The organism is Maricaulis sp. (genome assembly GCF_048269565.1).
GTDB lineage: Bacteria > Pseudomonadota > Alphaproteobacteria > Caulobacterales > Maricaulaceae > Maricaulis.
Window position 1 is genome coordinate 1 of sequence record NZ_JBLXIK010000014.1, and the last position, 24,205, is coordinate 24,205.

General features: G+C 62.0%; 16 protein-coding genes, 1 tRNA gene and 1 pseudogene. All 18 read right to left on the reverse strand.

Annotated features, from left to right (window positions below):
* A partial coding sequence (locus ACN0YL_RS14710; RefSeq protein ID WP_143742936.1) for a GTP-binding protein occupies nucleotides 1-117 on the reverse strand: 117 nt, incomplete at its 3' end.
* Nucleotides 118-169: 52 nt separating this feature from the next.
* Entirely contained in the window at nucleotides 170-2,245 is a 2,076-nt protein-coding gene (gene fusA, locus ACN0YL_RS14715) for an elongation factor G (RefSeq protein WP_417498464.1), read from the reverse strand.
* A gap of 51 nt (nucleotides 2,246-2,296) precedes the next feature.
* Nucleotides 2,297-2,767 carry a 30S ribosomal protein S7 gene (gene rpsG, locus ACN0YL_RS14720; RefSeq protein ID WP_091771907.1) on the reverse strand — a complete coding sequence of 157 codons (471 nt, stop codon included), beginning with the start codon at nucleotides 2,765-2,767 and terminating at the stop codon, nucleotides 2,297-2,299.
* An 11-nt stretch (nucleotides 2,768-2,778) separates the two neighbouring features.
* On the reverse strand, nucleotides 2,779-3,150 hold the full coding sequence (gene rpsL / locus ACN0YL_RS14725) for a 30S ribosomal protein S12 (RefSeq protein WP_011643738.1): 372 nt from the start codon (nucleotides 3,148-3,150) through the stop codon (nucleotides 2,779-2,781).
* A 314-nt stretch (nucleotides 3,151-3,464) separates the two neighbouring features.
* The gene (gene rpoC / locus ACN0YL_RS14730; RefSeq protein ID WP_417498465.1) at nucleotides 3,465-7,694 is read right to left on the reverse strand and encodes a DNA-directed RNA polymerase subunit beta'; all 4,230 of its coding nucleotides are present in this window, start codon (nucleotides 7,692-7,694) and stop codon (nucleotides 3,465-3,467) included.
* A gap of 65 nt (nucleotides 7,695-7,759) precedes the next feature.
* On the reverse strand, nucleotides 7,760-11,836 hold the full coding sequence (gene rpoB, locus ACN0YL_RS14735) for a DNA-directed RNA polymerase subunit beta (protein WP_417498466.1): 4,077 nt from the start codon (nucleotides 11,834-11,836) through the stop codon (nucleotides 7,760-7,762).
* A gap of 209 nt (nucleotides 11,837-12,045) precedes the next feature.
* A complete protein-coding gene (gene rplL / locus ACN0YL_RS14740) occupies nucleotides 12,046-12,417 on the reverse strand; it encodes a 50S ribosomal protein L7/L12 (RefSeq protein ID WP_417471390.1) in 372 nt (123 codons plus the stop codon).
* A 54-nt stretch (nucleotides 12,418-12,471) separates the two neighbouring features.
* Nucleotides 12,472-12,987, reverse strand: a complete 516-nt coding sequence (gene rplJ, locus ACN0YL_RS14745) for a 50S ribosomal protein L10 (RefSeq protein WP_417498467.1) — start codon at nucleotides 12,985-12,987, stop codon at nucleotides 12,472-12,474.
* A gap of 307 nt (nucleotides 12,988-13,294) precedes the next feature.
* Complete coding sequence (gene rplA, locus ACN0YL_RS14750; RefSeq protein WP_417471394.1) at nucleotides 13,295-13,993, reverse strand: 50S ribosomal protein L1; 699 nt, start codon at nucleotides 13,991-13,993, stop codon at nucleotides 13,295-13,297.
* A gap of 4 nt (nucleotides 13,994-13,997) precedes the next feature.
* Nucleotides 13,998-14,426 carry a 50S ribosomal protein L11 gene (gene rplK / locus ACN0YL_RS14755; protein WP_417471396.1) on the reverse strand — a complete coding sequence of 143 codons (429 nt, stop codon included), beginning with the start codon at nucleotides 14,424-14,426 and terminating at the stop codon, nucleotides 13,998-14,000.
* A 95-nt stretch (nucleotides 14,427-14,521) separates the two neighbouring features.
* Nucleotides 14,522-15,055: a transcription termination/antitermination protein NusG gene (nusG, locus tag ACN0YL_RS14760; RefSeq protein ID WP_417471398.1), complete on the reverse strand. Its 534-nt coding sequence runs from the start codon at nucleotides 15,053-15,055 to the stop codon at nucleotides 14,522-14,524.
* A gap of 11 nt (nucleotides 15,056-15,066) precedes the next feature.
* Nucleotides 15,067-15,309 (reverse strand): preprotein translocase subunit SecE, encoded by a 243-nt coding sequence (gene secE, locus ACN0YL_RS14765; protein WP_417498468.1) that lies wholly within the window; start codon nucleotides 15,307-15,309, stop codon nucleotides 15,067-15,069.
* 95 nt (nucleotides 15,310-15,404) lie between these two features.
* Nucleotides 15,405-15,480: transfer RNA gene (locus tag ACN0YL_RS14770), tRNA-Trp, on the reverse strand.
* A gap of 166 nt (nucleotides 15,481-15,646) precedes the next feature.
* Nucleotides 15,647-16,639 carry a class I SAM-dependent methyltransferase gene (locus tag ACN0YL_RS14775; protein ID WP_417498469.1) on the reverse strand — a complete coding sequence of 331 codons (993 nt, stop codon included), beginning with the start codon at nucleotides 16,637-16,639 and terminating at the stop codon, nucleotides 15,647-15,649.
* 144 nt (nucleotides 16,640-16,783) lie between these two features.
* The gene (locus ACN0YL_RS14780; RefSeq protein WP_417498470.1) at nucleotides 16,784-19,624 is read right to left on the reverse strand and encodes a TonB-dependent receptor plug domain-containing protein; all 2,841 of its coding nucleotides are present in this window, start codon (nucleotides 19,622-19,624) and stop codon (nucleotides 16,784-16,786) included.
* Between the two features lie 321 nt (nucleotides 19,625-19,945).
* A complete protein-coding gene (locus tag ACN0YL_RS14785; protein WP_417498471.1) occupies nucleotides 19,946-21,754 on the reverse strand; it encodes a tetratricopeptide repeat protein in 1,809 nt (602 codons plus the stop codon).
* Complete coding sequence (locus ACN0YL_RS14790) at nucleotides 21,755-23,914, reverse strand: sulfotransferase (RefSeq protein ID WP_417498472.1); 2,160 nt, start codon at nucleotides 23,912-23,914, stop codon at nucleotides 21,755-21,757.
* Between the two features lie 154 nt (nucleotides 23,915-24,068).
* Nucleotides 24,069-24,205: pseudogene (tuf, locus tag ACN0YL_RS14795) on the reverse strand (elongation factor Tu); the annotation flags it as partial.

The following is a 24,205-nucleotide window of genomic DNA, read 5'->3' on the forward strand; positions in this document are numbered from 1 at the left end:
GGCTTCCGCCAGAACCATCGTAATCGCTGCCGTCAGCGTCGTCTTGCCGTGATCAACGTGACCGATCGTCCCGATGTTCGCGTGCGGCTTCGTCCGCTCAAACTTTTCCTTCGCCATGATCTAGCTCCGAAATCTCTCGTTCGTTTTCAATAGGTATTGAAGCGCGGCCTTAGGCCGACTTCGCGATAACTTCCTGTTCGACCGCCTTGGGCACGGCCTCGTAGTGGTCGAACTGCATGGTAAACTGGGCACGCCCCTGGGTCGAAGACCGCAGATTGCTGACATAGCCAAACATGTTGGCCAGCGGCACCATCGCATTCACGACGGTCGCATTGCCCCGCATCTCCTGGCCGGAAATCTGGCCGCGACGCGAATTCAAATCACCGATGACGCCGCCGGTGTATTCGTCCGGCGTCACGACTTCAACCTTCATGATCGGCTCAAGCAGTTTCGGTGCGCAGTGCTGTTTGGCTTCGCGGAAGGCGGCACGGGCCGCGATCTCGAACGCCAGCACGCTGGAGTCAACATCGTGGAAGGCACCATCAACCAGGCTGGCGTGAACATCGATCACGGGGAAGCCGGCGATCAGACCGTTATCCATCACGGATTTCAGGCCCTTTTCGACACCCGGGATATATTCCCGCGGCACCGAACCACCGACAACCTTCGATTCGAACACGAAGCCCGAACCCGGCTCGCCAGGCGTGAACTCGATCTTGACGCGCGCGAACTGACCGGAACCGCCGGACTGTTTCTTGTGCGTGTAGTCGACCAGACCGGCCTTGCCGAGCGCTTCGCGGTAAGCCACCTGCGGCGCGCCGATATTGGCCTCGACCTTGTATTCACGACGCATGCGATCGACCAGGATGTCGAGGTGAAGCTCACCCATGCCGGCGATGATGGTCTGGCCGGAGTCCAGGTCGGTTTTCATGCGGAAAGACGGATCCTCGGCAGCCAGACGCTGCAGCGCAACGCCGAGCTTTTCCTGGTCGGCCTTGGATTTCGGCTCGATCGCGAGCTCGATCACCGGTTCCGGGAAGACCATGCGCTCAAGGATGACGGGGCTGGAAACATCGCAAAGCGTGTCGCCGGTCGTGGTGTCCTTGAGGCCTGCGATGGCGACGATATCGCCAGCGAAGCATTCCTTGATGTCTTCACGCGAGTTGGAGTGCATCTGCAGCATGCGGCCGATGCGCTCTTTCTTTTCCTTCACCGTGTTGAGCACGGTGGTGCCGGTTTCGAGGCGACCCGAATACAGACGGCAGAAAGTGAGCGAGCCAACGAAGGGGTCGTTCATGATCTTGAAGGCCAGCAGCGCCATCGGCTCATCGTCAAGCGGACGCCGGACGATTTCCTTCTCGGTCTTCAGATCGATGCCGCGGATTGCCGGAATATCCAGCGGGCACGGCAGATAATCGACCACGGCGTCGAGCAGGGGCTGAACGCCCTTGTTCTTGAACGCGGTGCCACACAGAACCGGATGGAAGGCCAGAGAGATCGTGCCCTTGCGGATCAGGTCCTTCATCGTCTCGATGGAAGGCTCCTGCCCCTCAAGATAGGCTTCCATGGCCGCCTCATCGAGCTCGACGATGGTCTCGATCATCTTGATGCGCCATTCCTCGGCCTTCTCGGCCAGATCGGCGGGAATTTCTTCCTCATGGAAAGCAGCGCCGAGGCCCTCGTCTTCCCAGATGATCGCCTTCATGGTCAGCAGATCGACCAGACCCTTGTATTCATTCTCGGAACCGATCGGCAGCTGGATCGCCAGCGGCACACAGGCCAAGCGCTCCTCGATCATCTCGATCGAGCGGTAGAAGTCCGCGCCAAGCTTGTCCATCTTGTTGACGAAGAACATGCGCGGGACTTTGTACTTGTCGGCCTGACGCCAGACAGTCTCGGTCTGCGGCTCGACACCGGCATTGGCATCCAGCAGCGCCACGGCACCATCGAGCACACGCAGGGAACGCTCGACTTCAATCGTGAAGTCGACGTGACCAGGGGTGTCGATGATGTTCAGACGCTTGCCGGCCCAGAAACAGGTCGTTGCAGCAGAGGTGATCGTGATGCCACGCTCCTGCTCCTGCTCCATCCAGTCCATCGTGGCGGCGCCATCATGGACTTCCCCGATCTTGTGGGATTTGCCGGTGTAATAGAGGACCCGCTCGGTCGTTGTCGTCTTCCCGGCATCGATGTGGGCCATGATGCCGAAATTGCGGTAGTCCTCGATTTTGTATTCGCGGGCCATTTCTGGAGTCCTTGGGTCAGGTCGGTATGTGCCGGGTTACCAGCGAGGTGATTACCAGCGGTAGTGCGAGAACGCGCGGTTGGCTTCCGCCATCCGGTGCGTGTCTTCACGCTTCTTGACGGCGGTTCCGCGATTGGCGGAAGCATCCATCATTTCAGCAGCAAGACGCTCACGCATCGTGTTTTCATTGCGTCCGCGCGCAGCGGTCGTCAGCCAACGAATGGCCAACGCCTTCTTGCGCTCCTGACGCACTTCAACCGGGACCTGATAGGTCGCACCACCAACGCGGCGGGAACGGACCTCAACTTCCGGAGCAACATTCTCAAGGGCCTCATGGAAGACCTTGATCGGTTCGCGCTTCAGCTTGCCCTCGACAATTTCGAGAGCGCCGTAGACGATCCGCTCGGCGACGGATTTTTTGCCGTCGAGCATGATGTAATTCATAAATTTCGTGAGATCACGATCCCCGAATTTCGGGTCCGGATTGATTTCACGTTTCTCTGCGCGGTGACGACGAGACATGGACGCCTCTCCTACTTAGGACGCTTGGCGCCGTACTTGGAACGGCGTTGCTTGCGATCCTTGACGCCCTGGGTATCCAGAACGCCGCGAAGTATGTGATAGCGAACGCCGGGAAGATCCTTGACGCGACCGCCGCGAATGAGGACCACCGAGTGTTCCTGAAGATTATGCCCCTCGCCCGGGATATAGCTCACAACTTCATGACCATTGGTCAAACGCACCTTCGCGACCTTCCGCAAAGCCGAGTTCGGCTTCTTTGGGGTCGTCGTATAGACACGCGTGCAAACACCGCGACGCTGAGGGCAAGCCTGGAGAGCCGGCACCTTATTGCGCTTGGGCTTGTCCTTCCGCGGCTTGCGTATGAGCTGGTTGATTGTGGGCATCCCGCTCGTTTCCGTTTCTGATCTCAAGAAGCACGCCCCGCAAAACCCGAAGGCCTTGCCGGACGCAAACAAAGACCCCGACGTCCGGGCCAGGGCCCGCACGGCGGCGTCAGGGGTTTTACGTTACCGTGGATGACGTCTAACCGCGTGGGTTACAGCTCATCCTCAAAACGAGGCCGGAAACTACGCACGCGACTCGGATACGTCAAGCCGTGGTTCACACTTTTTGTGAACGCCGTACGGTAAACCGGCAGTAACAAAAAAGGGCCGCCGGAATACCGGCGACCCTTTCCGCATGGATTGGCGTCAAAAACCTAGCCAGGGTTGGTCTCGGCGTCGGTTGCCGCAGCCTTCTCGGCCGCCGCTGCCTCGACGATTTCGCTCGGCAGCCCCTCAGCTTCAACAGCAGTCTGACGTTCGGCCAGCATGACATCGTCACGCTCGTCGGCCACGCGCTGATACAGGCGCATCATCGCACCGGTACCGGCCGGAATCAGACGCCCGACGATGACATTCTCCTTCAGGCCCTCAAGCGTGTCTTCCTTGCCCTGGACCGCCGCCTCAGTGAGGACGCGGGTGGTCTCCTGGAAGGAGGCTGCCGAGATGAAGGAGCGGGTCTGCAGCGACGCCTTTGTGATGCCGAGCAGGACGGGCTCACCGGTGGCAAGACGTTTGCCCTCGGCCTCAAGACGCTCATTGGTCTCGATGAACTCGATCTTGTCGACCTGTTCGGCCGCCAGGTAGGAGCTCTCGCCGGGATCCCTGACTTCGATCTTCTGCAGCATCTGCCGGACAATGACCTCGATGTGCTTGTCATTAATCGGCACGCCTTGCAGGCGATAGACTTCCTGGATCTCGTCGATCAGGTATTCGGCCAGGGCCGAGACGCCCAGGATGGCGAGAATATCGTGCGGCGCCGGGTGACCGTCGAGCAGATATTCGCCCTTCTGGATGAAGTCGTTTTCCTGGACCGTGAGGTGTTTGCCCTTCGGTACCAGGTATTCGACCTTCTCCTGATCATCACCTTCGGGAACGATGGCGATGCGGCGCTTGTTCTTGTAGTCGCGGCCGAACTCGACCCGGCCGCTGATTTCGGCGATGACCGCGTGATCCTTCGGACGGCGGGCCTCGAACAGCTCGGCAACCCGCGGCAGACCGCCGGTGATGTCGCGTGTCTTGGCACCTTCGGTCGGGATCCGGGCGACGATATCACCCGGGCGAACCGTATCGCCGGAATTGACCGAAAGAATGGCCCCGACGGCGAGCATATAGCTGGCCATCGAACCTGTCGGCAGCTTGATCGGCTCACCGGCCTCGTCCTGGATGACGATAGCAGGCTGCAGCGCATTGGCCTTGGCACTGCCGCGCCAGTCGATGATCACCTTGGAGGCGATACCGGTGGCTTCGTCGGTTTCTTCCTTGACCGAGACACCCTCGGCGATGTCGACGAGGCGAACCGTACCGCCAACTTCCGAAACGATCGGCGCGGTGTACGGGTCCCACTCGGCCAGACGCTGGCCGCGCTCGGCCTTGTCGCCCTCCTTGACCTTCAGCTTGGTGCCGTAGGTCAGCTTGTAGGATTCGCGCTCCTTGCCCTCGGTATCGGCAATGGCGACTTGCATGTTGCGGCTCATGACGATCAGGTCGCCTTCCGCATTGGCCACGATCGCCGTGTTCTTGAACACGACCTTGCCCGGGTGAGTCGCCTCGATGAAGGACTGTTCGGAGACCTGGGCCGTACCGCCGATGTGGAAGGTCCGCATCGTCAGCTGGGTTCCAGGCTCACCGATCGACTGTGCCGCGATGACGCCGACGGCCTCACCGATATTGACGCGCGTACCGCGGGCGAGGTCACGGCCATAACAGGTGGCGCAGACGCCAATGCGGGTTTCGCAGGTCAGCGGCGAGCGCGCGAACACGCTCTGGACGCCGGCCCGGTCGATCTCGACCGCAAGGTCTTCATCGACATAGCTGTCGGCCGGACAGATCGTCTCGCCGGTCACCGGATGGATGACCGCCTCGGCCGTGGTGCGGCCGAGAATGCGCTGCTCGAGCGAAACGACGATATCGCCGCCATCGACAACCGCAGCGATCTGGAAGCCTTGCGAGGTGCCGCAATCCTCTTCCGTGACGATACAATCCTGGGCGACATCGACCAGACGGCGGGTCAGGTAACCCGAGTTGGCCGTCTTCAGTGCCGTATCCGCCAGGCCCTTGCGGGCGCCGTGGGTGGAGTTGAAGTATTCAAGGACGGTCAGGCCTTCCTTGAAGTTCGAGATAATCGGCGTCTCGATGATCTCGCCCGACGGCTTGGCCATCAGGCCGCGCATGCCGGCGAGCTGCTTCATCTGGTTCTTCGAACCACGCGCACCGGAGTGGGCCATCATGTAGACGGAATTGACTTCCGACGTCCGGCCATCGTCCCCGACATAGGTCTTGGAGATCTCGTCCATCATCGCGTCAGCCACGGCGTCGGTACACTTCGCCCAGGCATCAACGACCTTGTTGTACTTCTCACCCTTGGTGATCAGACCGTCGACATATTGCTGCTCGTAGTCGGAAACCAGCGTACGGGTATTGCCGACCAGCGTCGCCTTGGCGTCGGGAACGAGCATGTCGTCCTTGCCGAAGGAAATGCCGGCGCGCGCCGCTTCGCGGAAGCCGAGCGCCATGATCTGGTCGCAGAAGATGACCGTCGCCTTCTGGCCGCAGTGACGATAGACGTGATCGATCAGCGCACCGATCGCCTTCTTGGTGAGGATCTCACCGAGCAGGTCGGGCTGCATTTTCTCGTGCTTGGGCAGAAGGTCGATGACCATCTTGCGGCCCGGCGTGGTTTCAATCACGCGGGTCACTTCATTGCCGTCGGCATCAATGCCTTCCCAGCGCGCCTTGATCTTGGAGTGAAGGCTCACGAAACCGGCGTCGAGCGCCGCTTCCATTTCGGCGCGGGTCGCGAAGGCCATGCCCTCACCCGGCTCGGCGTCATTGGCGATCGACAGATAGTACAGACCCAGGACGATATCCTGCGACGGCACGATGATCGGCTTGCCATTGGCGGGCGAGAGGATGTTGTTGGTCGACATCATCAGCGTGCGCGCTTCGAGCTGGGCTTCCAGCGAAAGCGGCACGTGCACGGCCATCTGGTCACCGTCGAAGTCAGCGTTGAACGCGGCGCAGACCAGCGGGTGCAGCTGGATGGCCTTGCCCTCGATCAGCTTCGGTTCAAACGCCTGGATGCCAAGACGGTGCAGGGTCGGCGCACGGTTGAGCATGACCGGGTGTTCGCGAATGACCTCGTCAAGCACGTCCCAGACTTCCGGACGTTCTTTCTCGACCAGCTTCTTCGACTGTTTGACCGTGCCGGACAGACCCTTGGCGTCAAGACGCGCATAGATGAAGGGCTTGAACAGCTCGAGCGCCATTTTCTTCGGCAGGCCGCACTCGTGCAGTTTGAGATCCGGACCAACCACGATGACCGAACGGCCGGAATAGTCGACGCGCTTGCCGAGCAGGTTCTGGCGGAAACGGCCCTGCTTGCCCTTGAGCATATCGGACAGGGATTTCAGCGGGCGCTTGTTGGCACCGGTGATGACCCGGCCGCGACGGCCATTGTCGAACAGGGCGTCGACGGATTCCTGCAGCATCCGCTTTTCATTGCGGATGATGATGTCCGGCGCGCGCAGCTCGATCAGGCGCTTCAGGCGGTTATTGCGGTTGATGACCCGGCGATAGAGATCATTCAGATCCGAGGTCGCGAAACGGCCACCATCCAGAGGCACCAGCGGGCGCAGCTCGGGCGGGATGACCGGGATCACGGTCATGATCATCCACTCGGGACGATTGCCGGAGGTCATGAAGCTTTCCATCAGCTTGAGGCGTTTGGCGTACTTCTTGAGCTTCAGCTCGGAACCGGTTTCCTTCATGTCGACGCGAACTTTTTCGCATTCGGCAGCCAGGTCCATATTGATCAGGATTTCGCGCACGGCTTCGGCGCCGATGCCGGCGGTGAAGGCATCTTCGCCATACTCGTCCTGGGCTTCCATGTATTCTTCTTCGGAAAGAAGCTGGAAGGGCTGGAGCGGCGTCAGGCCGGGCTCGATGACGACGTAATTCTCGAAGTAGAGAACCCGCTCGACATCCTTGAGCGCCATGTCGAGGATCATCGAGATCCGCGATGGCAGGGATTTCAGGAACCAGATATGCGCCACGGGGGCAGCCAGCTCGATATGGCCCATGCGCTCGCGCCGGACGCGCGCCAGGGTCACTTCAACGCCGCACTTCTCGCAGACGATACCTTTGTACTTGATGCGCTTGTACTTGCCGCACAGGCATTCGTAATCCTTCACGGGCCCGAAGATGCGGGCGCAGAACAGACCGTCGCGCTCCGGCTTGAAGGTCCGGTAATTGATGGTTTCCGGCTTTTTGACTTCGCCAAAGGACCAGGAGTGAATTTTCTCCGGGCTGGCGAGCGCAATCCGGATCCGGTCGAAGGCGGGGCCTTCGGCTGCCGGATTGAAGATGTTCATGACATCATGGTTCATGTCGGCGTCTCCCAAAAGGGTAAACGGGACGGGCCCAGAGCCCGCCCCGCGTATAGATTGCAGCCTTAGCCGTTCTTCAGTTCGACGTTGAGGCCAAGCGAACGCATTTCCTTGACCAGCACGTTGAAGCTTTCAGGAATGCCGGCTTCGAAGGTGTCGTCGCCGCGGACAATGGCTTCATAGACCTTGGTCCGGCCTGCCACGTCATCCGACTTCACCGTCAGCATTTCCTGCAGCGTGTAGGCTGCGCCGTAAGCTTCCAGCGCCCACACTTCCATCTCGCCGAAGCGCTGACCGCCGAACTGGGCCTTGCCGCCCAGCGGCTGCTGGGTCACGAGGCTGTAGGGGCCGATGGAACGGGCATGGATCTTGTCGTCGACCAGGTGGTGCAGCTTGAGCAGATGCTTGACGCCCACGGTCACCTTGCGGCGGAAACGCTCGCCGGTGCGGCCGTCATGCAGCGTCACCTGCCCGGACGGATCGAGACCCGCCTTGACCAGCATCGCCGTCACATCGGCTTCACGGGCACCGTCGAAGACCGGTGTTGCGAAGGGAACGCCCAGCTTGAGATTCTGGCTCAGCTCGGCAAGGCCCTCATCGGTCTCGGGGAGTTCGGCATCATCGCCATAGGCCCGCTTGAGCTCGTCCTTGAGCGCTTCGATCTTGCCGTCGCGCTTGTAGGCTTCATAGGCCTCGCCGATCTGGGCGCCCAGACCACGGCTGGCCCAGCCAAGGTGGGTTTCCAGGATCTGACCGACATTCATCCGGCTTGGCACGCCGAGCGGGTTGAGCACGATATCGACCGCATCACCGTTTTCCAGGAAGGGCATGTCCTCGATCGGGTTGATCTTGGAGATAACACCCTTGTTGCCGTGACGACCGGCCATCTTGTCACCAGGCTGAAGCTTGCGCTTCACGGCGACGAAGACCTTGACCATTTTCATCACGCCCGGCGGCATTTCATCGCCACGCTGCAGCTTGTCGACCTTGTCCTCGAAGCGACGGTCCAGGCGCGCCCGGCTGTCGTCGAACTGCTTTTGCAGCGCTTCGACTTCGGCCATCGCCTTTTCGTCGTCGAGACCGATCCGCCACCACTGGGAGCGCGGGGTCTCGTCAAGGGATTCCTGGGTGATCTTGCCCTTCGGGAAGCCGCGCGGCCCGGAGACCGAGGTCTTGCCGACCAGCAGGTCGCCGAAACGCTGATAGATATTGCGCTCGAGAATGGTGAGCTCGTCATCACGGTCGGTGCCGAGACGTTCGATCTCTTCACGCTCGATCGAGATCGCGCGCTCATCCTTGTCGACGCCGTGACGGTTGAACACCCGCACTTCCACCACGGTGCCGGTGGCACCCGATGGCATGCGCAGGGAGGTGTCACGGACGTCAGACGCCTTTTCACCGAAGATGGCGCGCAGAAGCTTTTCTTCCGGCGTCATCGGGCTTTCGCCCTTCGGCGTCACCTTGCCGACGAGGATATCGCCGGCAGCAACTTCAGCACCCACGGCGACAATACCGGCTTCGTCGAGATTGCGCAGGGCTTCCTCGCCGACATTGGGGATGTCACGCGTGATTTCTTCCGGCCCCAGCTTGGTATCGCGGGCTGCGACCTCAAACTCTTCGAGGTGGATCGAGGTGAAGACGTCGTCGCGCACGATGCGCTCGGAGATCAGGATCGAATCCTCGAAGTTGTAGCCATTCCAGGGCATGAAGGCGACGACCACATTGCGGCCGAGCGCCAGCTCACCCAGATCCGTCGACGGACCATCGGCGATGATGTCGCCCGTGATCACTTCATCACCCACACGCACGATCGGGCGCTGGTTGATACAGGTCGACTGGTTGGACCGCTGGAATTTGGACAGACGATAGATATCGACGCCCGACTTGGCGGCGTCGAGATCTTCGGTCGCGCGGATAACGATACGCGTGGCATCGACCTGCTCGACAACACCGGAACGGCGCGCCGCAACGGCAGCCCCGGAATCGCGGGCCACGGTCGCTTCCATGCCGGTACCGACCAGCGGCGCTTCCGCCTTCACCAGCGGCACGGCCTGACGCTGCATGTTCGAGCCCATCAGGGCGCGGTTGGCGTCATCGTTTTCGAGGAAGGGGATCAGGGCCGCAGCGACCGAAACAACCTGTTTCGGCGACACGTCGATATACTGGACCTCGTCACGCGGAACCAGGGTCACGTCGCCGGCCACACGGCAGTTGACGAACTCATTGTCGAGCATGCCGCTCTCGGTGACATGTGCGTTCGCCTGGGCGATCGCGTAGCGGGATTCCTGCATCGCCGAGAGATAGTCGACCTGGTCGAGCAGCTTGCCGTTCTCGACGCGGCGATAAGGGCTCTCGATAAAGCCGTACTTGTTGACGCGGGCGAAAGTCGACAGCGAGTTGATCAGGCCGATATTCGGACCTTCAGGCGTTTCAATCGGGCAGATCCGGCCATAATGGGTCGGGTGCACGTCGCGGACTTCGAAGCCGGCACGTTCGCGGGTCAGACCGCCAGGCCCAAGCGCCGAAAGGCGACGCTTGTGCGTCACTTCGGAGAGCGGGTTGGTCTGGTCCATGAATTGCGACAGCTGCGAGGAGCCGAAGAATTCACGCACCGCGGCGGCCGCCGGTTTGGCGTTGACGAGATCGTGCGGCATGACGGTCTCGATATCGACCGAGGACATGCGTTCCTTGATCGCGCGCTCCATGCGGAGCAGGCCGATGCGGTACTGGTTTTCCATCAGCTCGCCGACCGAACGCACCCGGCGATTGCCGAGATTGTCGATATCGTCGATTTCGCCGCGACCGTCGCGCAGACCCACCAGGGTCTTGAGCACGGCCAGGATGTCTTCCTTGCGCAGGGTGCGCATATCGTCCGGCGCATCGAGGTCGAGACGCATGTTCATCTTGACCCGGCCAACGGCGGAGAGGTCATAGCGCTCGCTGTCGAAGAACAGGCCCTGGAACATGGCCTCGGCGGTATCGGCCGTCGGCGGCTCGCCCGGGCGCATGACCCGGTAGATGTCCACCAGCGCCTGCTCGCGGCTGTCATTCTTGTCGACGGCCAGCGTGTTGCGCATGTAGGGACCGATGCCCGTCGCGGGATCGATGTCGAGGATGTTCAGTTCCTTGACGCCGGTCGTCTTGAGGATTTCCAGCACTTCCTCGGTCAGTTCGTCACCGGCTTCGACGAAGATCTCGCCGGTTTCGGTATTGACCATGTCCTCGGCAATATAGCTGCCCAGGATATCGGCATCGGAGACCAGAAGCAGCTCGAGGCCTTCCTCGGCCAGCTTGTTGGCAGCGCGGGCAGAGATCTTCTTGCCGGCTTCGGCAACAACATCGCCAGTCTTGGCATCGACCAGGTCGCGCGCCGGCTTGGCGCCGCGCCAGCGTTCCTTCACGTAAGGAACGGTCCAGCCCTTCTTGGTGCTCTTGTAGCTGATCGTGCTGTAGAAGGTCGCAAGGATCTCTTCCTTGTCCAGACCCAGCGCATAGAGCAGCGTCGTCGCCGGCAGTTTGCGGCGACGATCGAGGCGCATGTGAACCACGTCCTTGGCATCGAATTCGAAGTCGAGCCAGGAACCGCGATAGGGAATGATACGGGCGGCAAACAGGAATTTGCCGGAGGTGTGGGTCTTGCCACGGTCATGGTCGAAGAAGACGCCCGGCGAACGGTGCATCTGGGAGACGATGACGCGCTCGGTGCCGTTGACGATAAAGGTGCCCTTGTCGGTCATGAGCGGGATATCGCCCATATAGACATCCTGTTCCTTGATGTCCTTGACCGAGCGTGCGCCCGTTTCCTCGTCGACATCAAACACGATGAGACGCATCTTCACCTTCAGCGGTGCGGCATAGGTCATGTCACGCTGCTGGCATTCTTCAGTATCGAACTTCGGCGTTTCGAATTCGTAGGACACGAAGTCGAGCACGGCGCGATCGGCAAAGTCCTTGACCGGGAAGACCGATTTGAAAACGGTCTGCAATCCGGTGTCAGGGCGCTCGCTGGCGCGCACATCCTTCATCAGAAACTGCTCGTACGAGCTCTTCTGAACTTCGATCAGATTCGGCATCGCAACAGTTTCCGGAATACGACCGAATGACTTGCGAATCCGCTTCTTGCCGGTGAACGATAGACCCATGTCGGCTCCCTTCGCAGACAGCACTGCGCATCTGATGCGGGGAAATCCCCGCTCCGTGCCGCTCCATGATCCCGACAGATACCGGGACCGGTTATGCGCCTCCCCCTGGAGCGACAGCGGGGGAACGCCAATTCTCAAAGACGGGCTAACGGACGCGCAGGATCACCCCACGCGCCCGAGAGCACCGTACCTGTCACGCCGAAGCGTGATTATTTCAGCTCGACGGTCGCGCCGGCAGCTTCAAGCTTGGCCTTGATATCGTCGGCTTCAGCCTTGCTCGCGCCTTCCTTGACGGCCTTCGGTGCGGCTTCGACGAGGTCCTTGGCTTCTTTCAGGCCGAGACCCGTGATACCGCGGACTTCCTTGATGACGTTGATCTTCTTGTCGCCGGCCGAAACCAGCATGACGTCAAATTCGGTCTGCTCTTCAGCAGCCTCGGCGGCGCCACCAGCGGCAGGGCCGGAAGCAACGGCGACCGCAGCAGCCTTGATGCCTTTTTCTTCGAGAAGATCGTTGAGTTCCTTGGCTTCCAGAATGGTCAGGGCCAGGAGTTCGTCACAGAGTTTAGCTACATCAGCCATTTGTTCAATTCCTTGTAAAACGTTGGTTTGTCGGTTCGAATGCGGAGAATGACGTTATGCGGCGGCTTGTTCGCGGATCGCCTCGATGGCTCCCGAGAGACCTTGCCCCGGCGACATGAGCCGCTGGACCACCTGAGAGGCTTGACCCGTGAGACGGGCGGCAATGGTACCGATGAGTTCTTCGCGCGACGGCATTTTGGAGAGTGCGGTGATGCCGGCGGCATCGAACACATTCTCTTCCATGAACCCGCCGAGAATGACGAATTTCTCATTGGACTTGGCGAAATCGACCACGACCTTCGGCGCCGAAACAAAGTCTTCCGAGTAAGCGACAGCGACCGGACCTGTAAACAGATCGGCAGCGCCCTCACCCGGCTGGCCTTGCAGAGCGATTTTGGCGAGGCGGTTACGCACCACCTTGAACGTGCCACCAACTTCACGAAGTTTGATGCGCAGGTTCGTCATTTCCGCAACGGTCATACCCGAGTAATGGGCCATGACCACGGATCCGCTACCGGCGAAGATGCTCTTCAGCTCTTCAACGGATGCTTCTTTTTGCGTGCGATCCATATGCGGACTCCCTAGTCTGAGTCTCCCACCATGGGAGACCCGTTGAAGACGCCCCGGTGCGGCAACTCCCGTCACGGGAGCGGCAACGCCGCGGCGCATTCCTGTCCCAGGGCTCGAACCGACGGCCTTGAACAAGGCCGAAGGTATCTCGCTCTGTCTCACACAAGGCCTGGACTGGATTAAGGCACGACGCGGACGCCGCCCCCCTTGTGATCTCGGACAGGTGGGCCAACCCATGCACAACACGCATGGTGGAGACCCGAATGGTCCGACCGGCTACAGCCAGTCGGACCGAATTTCAATACCGTTACGCTGAAACAGCGTCACTCGAGTCGATGCGGACGCCAGGGCCCATCGTCGAACTGATGCCGATGCGGCGGACATAAGTCCCCTTGGCACCGGTCGGCTTTGCCTTCACGACCGCATCCACCAGGGCGCGGACATTTTCAGCCAGCGCCGCTTCGGTGAAGCTCGCCTTGCCAACACCGGCGTGAACGATCCCGGCCTTCTCAGCACGGAATTCGACAGCGCCGCCCTTGGAGGCCTCGATCGCCTTGGTGACGTCCATGGTGACGGTGCCAACCTTCGGGTTCGGCATCATGCCGCGCGGGCCGAGCACCTTACCGAGACGGCCGACGATCGGCATCATGTCGGGGGTCGCGATGACCTTGTCGAAATTGATATTGCCGGCCAGAATCTGTTCCATCAGATCCTCGGCGCCAACGACATCGGCACCGGCCTTGGTCGCTTCATCGGCCTTCGGGCCGCGCGCGAACACGGCGACGCGGACGGTACGCCCGGTGCCGTGCGGCAGATTACAGACGCCGCGGACCATCTGGTCAGCATGGCGTGGATCGACACCCAGATTGATGGCCACTTCGATGGTCTCATCGAATTTGGCCGTAGCCTTGGACTTGACGTGCTTGACAGCCGCGTCGACCGAATAGGCTTCTTCGCGCGAAATACCTTCGCGGGCGGCAGCCATACGTTTTCCCAGTTTCGCCATCGTTCTACTCCGTAACCTGCAGACCCATGGAACGGGCAGAACCGGCGATGATCTTGGTCGCCTGGTCGAGGTCGTTCGCGTTGAGGTCTTTCATTTTCTGTTCGGCAATGTCACGGCACTGGGACATTGAAACGGAACCGGCAATCGCCAGGCCGGGCGTGGTGCCACCCTTGGAAAGCTTGGCAGCCTTCTTCAGGAAGAAGCTCGCCGGCGGCGATTTGGTGACGAAAGTGAAGGACTTGTCCGAAAACACGGTGATGATTGTCGGGATTGGCATCCCTTTTTCCATCTCCTGGGTCTTCGCATTGAAGGCTTTACAGAATTCCATGATGTTGACGCCGCGCTGACCCAGCGCCGGCCCGATCGGCGGCGACGGGTTGGCTGCCCCGGCAGGCACTTGCAGCTTGATATAGCCGGTAATCTTCTTGGCCATGTTCCCACTCCTTTAAAGGGCACAATCTGCGCCCCGTGGTTTCGCGGTACGGCCCGGCATGGACTTGCTGCCGGCACCTCCCGCAATGTTACGGATCAGGCGATTTTCTCGACCTGTCCGTATTCGAGTTCGACCGGCGTAGCACGGCCGAAAATATTGATTGCCACCTTCAGGCGGCCATTTTCGTGATCGTCTTCCTCGACGACACCGTTGAAGCTGGCAAAGTGACCGTCGATGACATTGACGGTTTCGCCGATCTGGTAGGACACGGTCGGATGCGGACGCTCGGCGTCTTCGACCATTTGCCCCAGAATGCGCTTCACCTCGTTCTCGGTAACCGGCATCGGCTTGTTGCCAGAGCCCAGGAAACCGGTGACCTTCGGCGTATTCTTCACGAGGTGATAGGCGTCGTCGGACATGTCCATCTTGACGAGGACATAGCCGGGAAAATACTTGCGCTCCGCATTGATCTTGCGACCCTTGCGAACTTCCACCACCTCTTCGGTCGGGACGAGGATTTCTTCGAACTTGTCCTCAAGCCCCTGGATCTTGGCTTCAGTGCTGATGGCCTCGGCGACCTTCTTCTCGAAGTTCGAATAGGCGTGCACGATATACCATTTGGCAGACATACAGCCTCCTCCTAAGCGCCGGAGCCAAGAGCCAGCAGGCTCTGGACCGTGAACTGGATGCCGAGGTCGACCATCCAGAAAAACAGAATTGCGATCGTGCTCAAAATCAGCACCAGCACAGTGGAGACGATTGTCTCCTGACGGCTCGTCCAGGTTACCTTGCGGGCTTCCTGGCGCACCTGGGCGAGATACTGGAACGGATTGACACCGCGCTTCTTGGCGGCTGCACCGTCCTGTTTGGGCTTGGCTGGCACCTTATCGTTCCTGTTCCGCGTCATAAACTTCCATCTGGCCCGTCAGGACCGTCATTTCAATCGCCCGGTAAGGACTATTATCCGTCAGCGCGGCATGGCAGGGGCGGAGGGACTCGAACCCACGACCCTCGGTTTTGGAGACCGATGCTCTACCAACTGAGCTACACCCCTATATCGCGCACGCGAACTAGCATGGAGACGTCGCCGCCACCACACCCGAAGCGCAGCTCTCTACATCCTGCGGCGCCATAAGAAAACAGCTAAAACGCAGAAACGAGCGCATTCTTCCCATGCCTTGCTGACAAGAGCGGCGGTATCGGCCTGCCCGCGCCCGATGTCAAGCCGCAGCCGCGCTCAAGGTCCAGGCAAGCGGCGGATCAATGCCCGTTGCGCGGATTTCTCCGATCTCGGCCCGGCCAAGACCGGCGGCATCGAGCCGCTCCAGGATCCGGGACAGACCGGGCTCGTCGGCCGCCGCATCCAACATTGATTGCATCCGTTGCCGGAAGGCGATCAGCTCACCTGCCTGGGTATCAAGCCAGGGTTCAATCTGATCGGGCGGATAGGCCGCATGCCGGACCTGCAGGGTCCCCAGATCGGCGAGCAGCCTCAAGGCGTGGCTCCGGGCGGCGCCGTCCGCGGCCCGCTGCACGGCATCGGTCAGGCGCGTCAATGCCAAACCAAGCTTGCCCGAGGCCCGAGCGACCACGCGAGGCACGACCTGGCCGGCCAGCAGCTTGCGCTGGAGCTCGAACAGCCGCCGGCAACTCGACATGACCCCGCTATTGTCGAGACGGTCGAGAATGGCGAGATTGGCTGTGCATTCGTCGAAGATTACCCCGTCCGTGCGATGAATGACGGCGAGCATCCGCCCGGCCGGTGCAACAAGGCGGGCGGCATCGCTGAAAGCCTCGTGACCGGCATACTCAAGCCCGCACTGACTGGTCACCATATCGAAGCTGCCATCCGCATAGGGAAGTCTGCAGGCATCGGCAGCGACCAGCTTGATGCCGGCCGCGCCCTGGCGCTGCTCAAGCGCCGTCAACGCTCCCGGGGAAAAGTCGGATGCATGCAGATCGGCCGCGCATCCGTCGGCATCGCCGGCGAGTTGCGCGCAAAGCCGCGCGACGGCGCCATCGCCGCAAGCGGCATCGAGCACACGCACGCGGCTGCGGGCCTCGAACTCCCCGGAGAGGGTCTCGCGCCAGAAGGCGTCAAACAAGCCGCCATGCCGTGCACCGCCCACCAGGCGATTGCTGTCGGCACCGTGCCGGTCCCAATAGTCTGCCCAAGCCTGACTGGCCCGGCCGTTTTTGCCAACAGCTTCCATCGCCGACGATCATGTCGCGCCTTGCGCGCCGGGGCAAATTCGGCGGACAGCGCCTGGCCCCAGGCTGGACAGGACAGTCAATGCGCAAAGAAAAAGGGCGGCCCCGAAGGACCGCCCTTTCCCCATCAAACGCTGACGCGTTGATTAGAAGCGCATCGTACCGCCAACAAAGAGGCGACGCCCCAGTGTTTCGTACGTTGCAGGCCAGGTGTTGGCCTGTTCCGAAGCCGTCGAACCAATGGCTGGAACGTCGGTGTCGGTGAAGTTGGTAACACCAAGGTTCACGGTGAACGTGTCGTTGATGTCGTACTGGAAGGTCACGTCGAAATAGCTCGTGCCATCGATGTGATCAGAGAAGGTGCTGAGGTACGGCAGCGTGGAAGAATCAGCTTCCACAGCACCGATGTAGCGCCAGCGCAGCGAGGTCGTGAACGGACCCGTATACCACGAGGTTTGCATCGTGTGCTTGTACTCAGGTGTCGGCTCACCGCAGCTCAGGCCGTAGAGGCCGGCGCAAGCGGTAACCGGCGACGTCGCCGAGTTGGTCAGGTCAGACGTCATGGTGTAGCCGCCGTAATAGGTGACAGCCATATCGCCTGGCAGACCCATCACACCTGCATCAAAGCCGTAATCGATCCGGAGATCGACGCCTTCGGCGTCGAGGACGGCGGCGTTGATGTTGGTGAGCGATGGCAGGTAGCCATTGGCACCCATTTCACCGGTACCCGGGTTACGGCTTCCGGCCAGAGCCGCACAGGACGAGGCAATGCCGGACAGGTGGCATTCGTCGAGCAGGGTCTGGAGTGGCAGGGTCGTGATCACGTCTTCGATCGAGATGTTGTAGTAATCGAGCGTGACAGTCAGACCTTCGATTGCAGCAGGCGTCAGGACCACACCGATGGTGTAGGTATCAGCCGTTTCAGCATCGAGGTTCGGGTTGCCACCGAACAGGGCTTCCATCTGGGCATTGCCCTGGAAGTCTGCACCAAGCTGAGCGGCAGGAACGCCGGCAGCCGTACAGGTGGCATCGATGGTGGCTGCGCTATAGGAGCCGTTGGCACCGCCGGCGCATGGATCCTGGGCACCCGGGAAACCATTGACCAGTGGCTGGAACAGGTCACCGACATTTGGTGCCCGCACAGCGCGGTTGAAGTTACCACGAATACGGATCTGGTCATTCAGCTCCCAGCCGAGGCCGACAGCGAATGCTTCCGTTTGACCAACCGTGCTGTAATCCGACGAACGGAAAGCAGCATTCAGAGCCAGAGACTGGATCATCGGACGATCTTCGATCAGTGGCATTTCGACTTCTGCGAAGAATTCGTAGACGTCGAAGGAACCGCCGACTGGAAGCGCCTGGTTGAAGCCGCGAACGTCAGGGCCGAGGACCGAGTCAGGACGGGATTCCGCACTGGATTCACGATACTCGACACCCATAACGAGTGCGAGCGGGTCATTGGCTGCTGGCGACTGCAGGAACGGAACCGTACCGGACAGGGTAGCCAGGGCCTGGAAGGATTCCATGGTGTCGATCTGGGCACCGGTCTTCGAAATTTCGGCAACCGAAGCGGCCGACATGGCACCAGGGCCACCGAAGACGTTGGCGTACGACGCGGTACAACCGCTGGCGATCGCGGTCGGACCACCATCGCAGAGCACACCGGCCTGCAGAGCCGAGACGGACAGGTTGCCGGTCTGGATTTGCGAGACAGCCGAACGCGAATAGTTCATGAACGCGTCGTAACTCCAGTCAGCGTTCAGAGCGCCACGGGCGCCGAACACAGCCTGGAAGGAGCTCGTGTCACGCAGAGAATTACGCGTGCCGAACTCTTCGAAACGGCGGCTGATCCGGACAGTACCGGTGCCGTCGCCATTGTTCGAACCCGGATCGGCAACGATCAGGCCCAGCAGGTCAGCTGGCAGGTTCGGGTTGTCGAGGTTGACCGTCAGGGTCACACCAGCAGGCGTCGGGGCCAGCTGAGAGTCGACAACGTTGTTGGCAAACACGCCACGGCCGTAGAGCTCAAGGTGCTCATTGACTTCATAGGTTGCGAACGCCGAGATGTTGTAGCGTTCCTGCGGCAGTTGCAGGTAGTTGCTCGGGCCGTAGTTATAGGTGTCGTTCGGATTGCCGCCAGAACGGTAACCGCGGACATTACCGCCCTCGTCAACACGGAACCCGGAGCAGTTACCCACGCAGTTCGGGTCGAACGCGGTCAGGGCAGCCTGGTCGAGACCGAAGCTGTTGGTCGTGCCACCACGGATACGGGTACCCGGGATGTTGGACGAACCACCATAGATCCAGCCGTCGGCTTCATTGCCTGGACCTGGATCCCACAGGACGACCGAGGAGAAGTCACGGTCGGCGTTAAACAGCGCTTCACGATTGGTGTAGCCCAGCGAGATGACTGCGTTACCGCGGCCATTGTCGAAATTGCCACCCATGGTGACCGACACGTTGGTGATCGTACCGTCGAGATCGCCGAGGGACGTTTCGGTCGAAGCATTGATTTCAACGCCTTCGAAATCGTCCTTCATGATGAAGTTGACAACACCGGCAACAGCGTCGGAACCGTAAACAGCGGAAGCACCACCGGTCACGATATCGATGCTGGCAACCATGGCAGCCGGGATGTTGTTCAGGTCAACGACGTTGTTGACGCTGGAACCGACGAAGCGCTGGCCATCAACCAGGACCAGGGTCCGGGTGGTGCCGAGGCCACGAAGGCTGACCGTTGCCGTACCGTCGCCCGGGTTGTTCGACGTGGAGTCAAACGCAGGGACAACCTGTGGCAGGGTGTTGATGAAGTCTTCGGTGTTGACGGTGTTCACGACAGCAAGCTGTTCAGCGGTAACATTCGTCACCGGGCTTGGGGCGATCGTGTCGGTACGCTGAATGCGCGAACCGGTGACCGTCACCACGTCCTGGTCTTGTGCCATTGCCGGGGCCGCTACAGCCAGGCCGGAAATAAGCGTGCTTGCCATCAGGCAAGCCTTCAAAGAAGTGCGTCTCACTCTATATCCCTCCGAGTAAGGATTCTGAATTGGGAAGCACACCCTGAATTATGATCATCAGGCAGGACTCCCCCCTCTCAACGGGGCACACGATTCCCCGCCTTGGTGCCAAAATAGGCGCGGCGCTCGCAAAGGGTCAATGACACACCTCTGTCACGAAGCCGTGCGCCGGGCATTTAGGTGGTAGTGTGGCGCAATTGCCTCATTCGGTGCGGAATTGGGGCATTTGTGTGGCATCCGCACACGCGGGAGGGGAATTGCGGGCCCCGGCACGCAGCTCGCACTGGCGTCTCAGGCCGGGATCAGGTCGAACGGCGCCGTGACACGAACCTCCTCTGAAACAAAGGGTTCGACCCCGTGCCAGAGATAGGACGGAAAGAAAATCGCCGCGCCGGGTTCCGGCTGGATATAGCGCTCGGCCGGCAGGTCGAGCCCGGCCACGCCGGATGCCCCGAGGCGAAGCCAGCCGGCGCGCTCGCCGTCCATCACGCTGTCGGGCACGGCGACATAATATGACGCGCTGATCCATCCGGCCGGGTGGATATGGTCGACATGACCGCCCCCGGACCGCAGCCGCACTGACCAGGCGCCCGTCAGCTTGAGAGCCTCACTCTTGCGCCGCAAAAAGGGATGGTCCGGATCGTCGGGCAGGCCGGCAACAAAGGCGCCGGCTGCCGCCTGCAGGGCGTGGGCGAGCGCCTGGATCACCGCACTGTCCTGGTCCCAGAGCCGCCCGGATGACTGGGTGCCACCGAACAGGGTCTGATCAAGCGGTTGCGCGCCGCTGCCATGCAGGCGCTCGATCTCGTCTGCCAGCGCCGCGTTGAACTCCGCCAGCGAGGCATAGCCGGGCGGGGTCTCGATCATCCGCTTGGCCGTGAAGCGGTCGTAGTCATAAAATCGCCGATAGCGGTCATCGCCCTGCAGCCGCCAGGCCAGCGATTGCAGCGCCACATGCTTCTGCAAGTGCTCTGCGGGCGGCTCGGCCCCGAGCAGCGCCAGCGCCTCATCAACCTCCCCCGCCGGCAACAGCGCCTCCACCAGCTGGTGGCGGATCGTGAAATCGGCCGCCGCCTCGCTGCTTGACGCCACCGCTGCTCTATAGGCCGCGCGCAGATCATCCAGCCCGGCATCGCGCCGGCCCAGCCGGCCGCGCAATTCACCCCGCAGGGACAGCGCCTGCAGATTGGCCGGCTCCAGCGCCAGCGCCAGTCCGGCGGCGCGCTCGGCTTCCTCCGGCTGTCCCGACCGCATCAGGATCTCCGCCCGCACCAGCTGCAGGCCGGCATCGGCCCGCTGTTGCAGCACCTGATCGAGCAGGCTTGTTGCCGCCGCGCCCTCGCCCAGTTCCCAGGCCAGACTGGCCTGGTCGCGATGGATATCGGCCCGCGTCGGCGCAAGCCGCAGCGCCGCCAGATAGCCTTGCCGTGCCGCGTCGAGGCGGCCGCGATTGCGCAGGCTGTTGGCGCGCTGGTAGTGGGCGTCGGCAAAGTCCGGTGCCAGCCGGACCGCAAGATCGAGATCGCCCAGCGCGTCGTCCACCCGGCCAAGCGTGCGGTAGAGGCAGCCCCGGTTGACCCGGATATAGGCCGCCTGGGGTTGCGCCGCCACGGCCTGGTCAAACCAGTCCAGAGCCGCCTCGAATGCCTCCTGCTTCACGGCAATATTGCCCAGGCCGTTGAGACTGGCCGCGTGTCCGGGGCGTAGACCCAGCCCGGTCCGGTAGGCCTCCGCTGCCGCGTCCAGTTCTCCGGTTTCGCCCAGGGCAATGCCCAGATTATACCAGGCATCGGCGAAAGCGGGCGCCAGCTCGGTGGCGCGCCGGTAACTCGCAGCGGCCAAATCAGGCTGGCCGGACCTGCGATAGAGATTGCCGAGATTATTCAGTACCGCATGGGGTTGCGGGTGACGCAGGGCTGCCGCTTGCAGATCCGCGGCTCCCGCCTCGAAGGCGCCGGTCTTGCCGCGCGCCAGGCCTCGCAGGTGCAGGGCTTCAACATCGCCGGGATTGCGTTGCAGGATCGCGCTCAGCTCGGCCTCGGCCCGCGCCGCCTCGCCGCGTTGCAGCCATTGTACGATCTCCTGCAGGCTCGCCGCCATCTATTCGCCTCGCGCTGCGCCGCCAAACAGGCCGCCAAGAATGGCGCCCAGCCCGCGCTTGCTGTCCCGAGCGCCCGCTTGCGTCCCGGCGCCCGCGCCGTCCTGCGGCCCCTCGCCGGTCCATTCGCCGGTGACCGGATCGACGCCCAGCGCGGCGATGCGGTCATCAAACCCGTCCAGGAACCCGGCATAGGCCGCCGTTGAGTTGAGATGATCCGTGGAGGCGGGCTTGCGCACCTGCACCGAGCTGAAGGTCATCACCGAGCGTTCCTGCAGGTGGAAATCGAGACATTTCCGGCTCCAGCCAAGCCCGGTGCGGGCGATCACATAACGCAGCCGGGCCTCGAAATCGGCGACCAGCGCCTCATACTGCAACGTCGTATAGCGCCGCGGCAGATTGGCCGCCCAATGGGCACACAGCCGCGCATGTTCGGCATAATAGTGAGCAATATCATCGAGATCATGGGCGAAGGGCCATTGCCGCGAGAAATTGCGGCGATAGATCGAGAACGCCGTCTCCACCGGCCGCCGACGGATATGGATGACCGGCGCTTCCGGGAAAAGCTGGCGGATCAGCCCGACAGCGAGGAAATTGGACGGCTGCTTGTCCGTCACCCATTGCGCCTGGTCGAGGCCCAGCTCTGCATGCTGCGAGAAGTAGCGGGTGCGCCAGGCCATGCGCTGCATCACCGGAATCTCTCCGCCTGACCAGCCGGTACTCCGGGCCCAGCCGAGGAACTCCTCCAGAATGAAGGGCATCGCGCTCAACTCACCGCCGGCCGTCACATCGTCATGGGCGGCGATCGCCGCCTCGATCAGCGTCGTGCCCGACCGCGGCATGCCGACAATGAAGATCGGCCGGGCCTGCGTGATCGCCGGCAGGGCTGCGCATTCGGCCTCCGCCGGGAACATCGCCATCAGCGCGTCCGTTCGCGCCGCCTGGGCGCTGCGATCATAGCCGCCCGATGCCGCGTGACCATGCTGGATTTTCTTGGTCGCATTGGCGCGCGTCCAGGCCTGGAAGGCCGACTGCGGCTGCTGGCGCCGGTGCAGCGCATCGCCGAGGGCAAACAGTCCGATCGCCTGGCGGTCGGCAGCGAGGCCGGGCTCCTCCACCCCCGCCTGCAGCGCTTCCAGCTCCGCATCGGTCAGACGCCCCGACGCAACCTCACACAATTGCCCATAGGCTTCCAGATGCCCCGGATCGCTTTCCAGCGCCCGGCGGCACAGCGCCTCGGCCTCCGCGAATGCACCCAGAAAGGTATGCACCCGCGCCAGGCCGAACGCCGCCTCGGCATTGCCCGGTTCAAGCGCCAGCGCCTTCTCGAACAGGGCCCGGGCTGCCGGGATATCGCGAGCGCCCAGCACCAGCCGTCCCAGCGCCGCCCAATTGTCCGCGACTTCAGGGTCGGCTTCGGCAACGGGTTGATAGATCCGGGCCGCTCGCGCGTAAAAACCGAGCTGCCCCAGCGCCAGCGCCTGCGCGCTCAGGGCCTCATGCTCGCCGGGCGCGGCATCGACCCAGCTCTTGGCCAACCGCTCCATCGCGGCCCAGTCGCCGGACTGGCGCGCCAGCGCCGTGCGCAGCCGCAACACCTCGGGATGGCCGGCCAGACCGGTCTGCTCGGCGACATCAAGGGCATGGCGGGTCGCCGCGATGTCAGAGAGTTCGATACACGCCCCGGCGAGACGAAGCGCGATCTGTGGCCGCGCCGGATGCTCCGCGCCTGTCTCGAGCGCCCGTTGCAGCGCCCGGGCCGCGACGGCGAAATCACCGGCGCGCCCGGCCAGATCCCCCAGCCGGCCCCAGGCGTCAAACATGTCCGGCGCCAGCCGCGTCGCTTCGGTGGCCGCGGCCAGCGCACGATCGGGATCGCCGAGCAATTCCCACTGGATCGAACGGTAAAGGTGCAATTGCGGCAAGGCAGGATTGGCGGCCTCGGCCTTGTCGAGCCAGGCGCGGCCCGCCTCGACCGCGCCGCTCTCCAGGTCACAGACCCCCAGCAGGCACATCGCAGCCGCATTGGCCGGGTCGAGCGCGAATACGTCGTGACAGCTCAGCCGAGCCGCATCGAACTGGTCGCTCAACCGCTGCCGGTTCGCCTGCTCCAGAAGGCGCGCGATCGCGCCGCCCTGCCCGGTGTCCGCTGTGTTTGCCATGCCCGTCAGGCCCCGCTTCCGGCTGGTTCCAGCTGTCACACTTACCGCGTTCAGCCACACGGGTGAATGCCCGCCTGCAGACCGCCCGGCGCGCCAGCAAAAAGGGCGACCCGCATCGCGGATCGCCCCTCTCACTCAGACACTGTCTGTCAGGCTATTCGACGATTTTCGAGACGACGCCGGCACCGACGGTGCGGCCGCCTTCGCGGATGGCGAAGCGGAGCTTCTCTTCCATCGCGATCGGAACGATCAGTTCGACGTTCAGCTCGACATTATCGCCAGGCATGACCA

Excerpts from the sequence above, each read along its gene's own strand:
- ACN0YL_RS14790 (WP_417498472.1), bottom strand. The coding sequence starts at position 23,914 with ATGGCAAACACAGCGGACACCGGGCAGGGCGGCGCGATCGCGCGCCTT.
- rplL (WP_417471390.1), bottom strand. The coding sequence starts at position 12,417 with ATGGCTGATGTAGCTAAACTCTGTGACGAACTCCTGGCCCTGACCATT.
- fusA (WP_417498464.1), bottom strand. The coding sequence starts at position 2,245 with ATGGCCCGCGAATACAAAATCGAGGACTACCGCAATTTCGGCATCATG.
- rpoB (WP_417498466.1), bottom strand. The coding sequence starts at position 11,836 with ATGGGTCTATCGTTCACCGGCAAGAAGCGGATTCGCAAGTCATTCGGT.
- nusG (WP_417471398.1), bottom strand. The coding sequence starts at position 15,055 with ATGTCTGCCAAATGGTATATCGTGCACGCCTATTCGAACTTCGAGAAG.
- ACN0YL_RS14775 (WP_417498469.1), bottom strand. The coding sequence starts at position 16,639 with ATGGAAGCTGTTGGCAAAAACGGCCGGGCCAGTCAGGCTTGGGCAGAC.
- rpoC (WP_417498465.1), bottom strand. The coding sequence starts at position 7,694 with ATGAACCATGATGTCATGAACATCTTCAATCCGGCAGCCGAAGGCCCC.
- ACN0YL_RS14780 (WP_417498470.1), bottom strand. The coding sequence starts at position 19,624 with ATGGCAAGCACGCTTATTTCCGGCCTGGCTGTAGCGGCCCCGGCAATG.
- rplA (WP_417471394.1), bottom strand. The coding sequence starts at position 13,993 with ATGGCGAAACTGGGAAAACGTATGGCTGCCGCCCGCGAAGGTATTTCG.
- rplK (WP_417471396.1), bottom strand. The coding sequence starts at position 14,426 with ATGGCCAAGAAGATTACCGGCTATATCAAGCTGCAAGTGCCTGCCGGG.
- ACN0YL_RS14785 (WP_417498471.1), bottom strand. The coding sequence starts at position 21,754 with ATGGCGGCGAGCCTGCAGGAGATCGTACAATGGCTGCAACGCGGCGAG.
- rpsG (WP_091771907.1), bottom strand. The coding sequence starts at position 2,767 with ATGTCTCGTCGTCACCGCGCAGAGAAACGTGAAATCAATCCGGACCCG.
- rpsL (WP_011643738.1), bottom strand. The coding sequence starts at position 3,150 with ATGCCCACAATCAACCAGCTCATACGCAAGCCGCGGAAGGACAAGCCC.
- rplJ (WP_417498467.1), bottom strand. The coding sequence starts at position 12,987 with ATGGATCGCACGCAAAAAGAAGCATCCGTTGAAGAGCTGAAGAGCATC.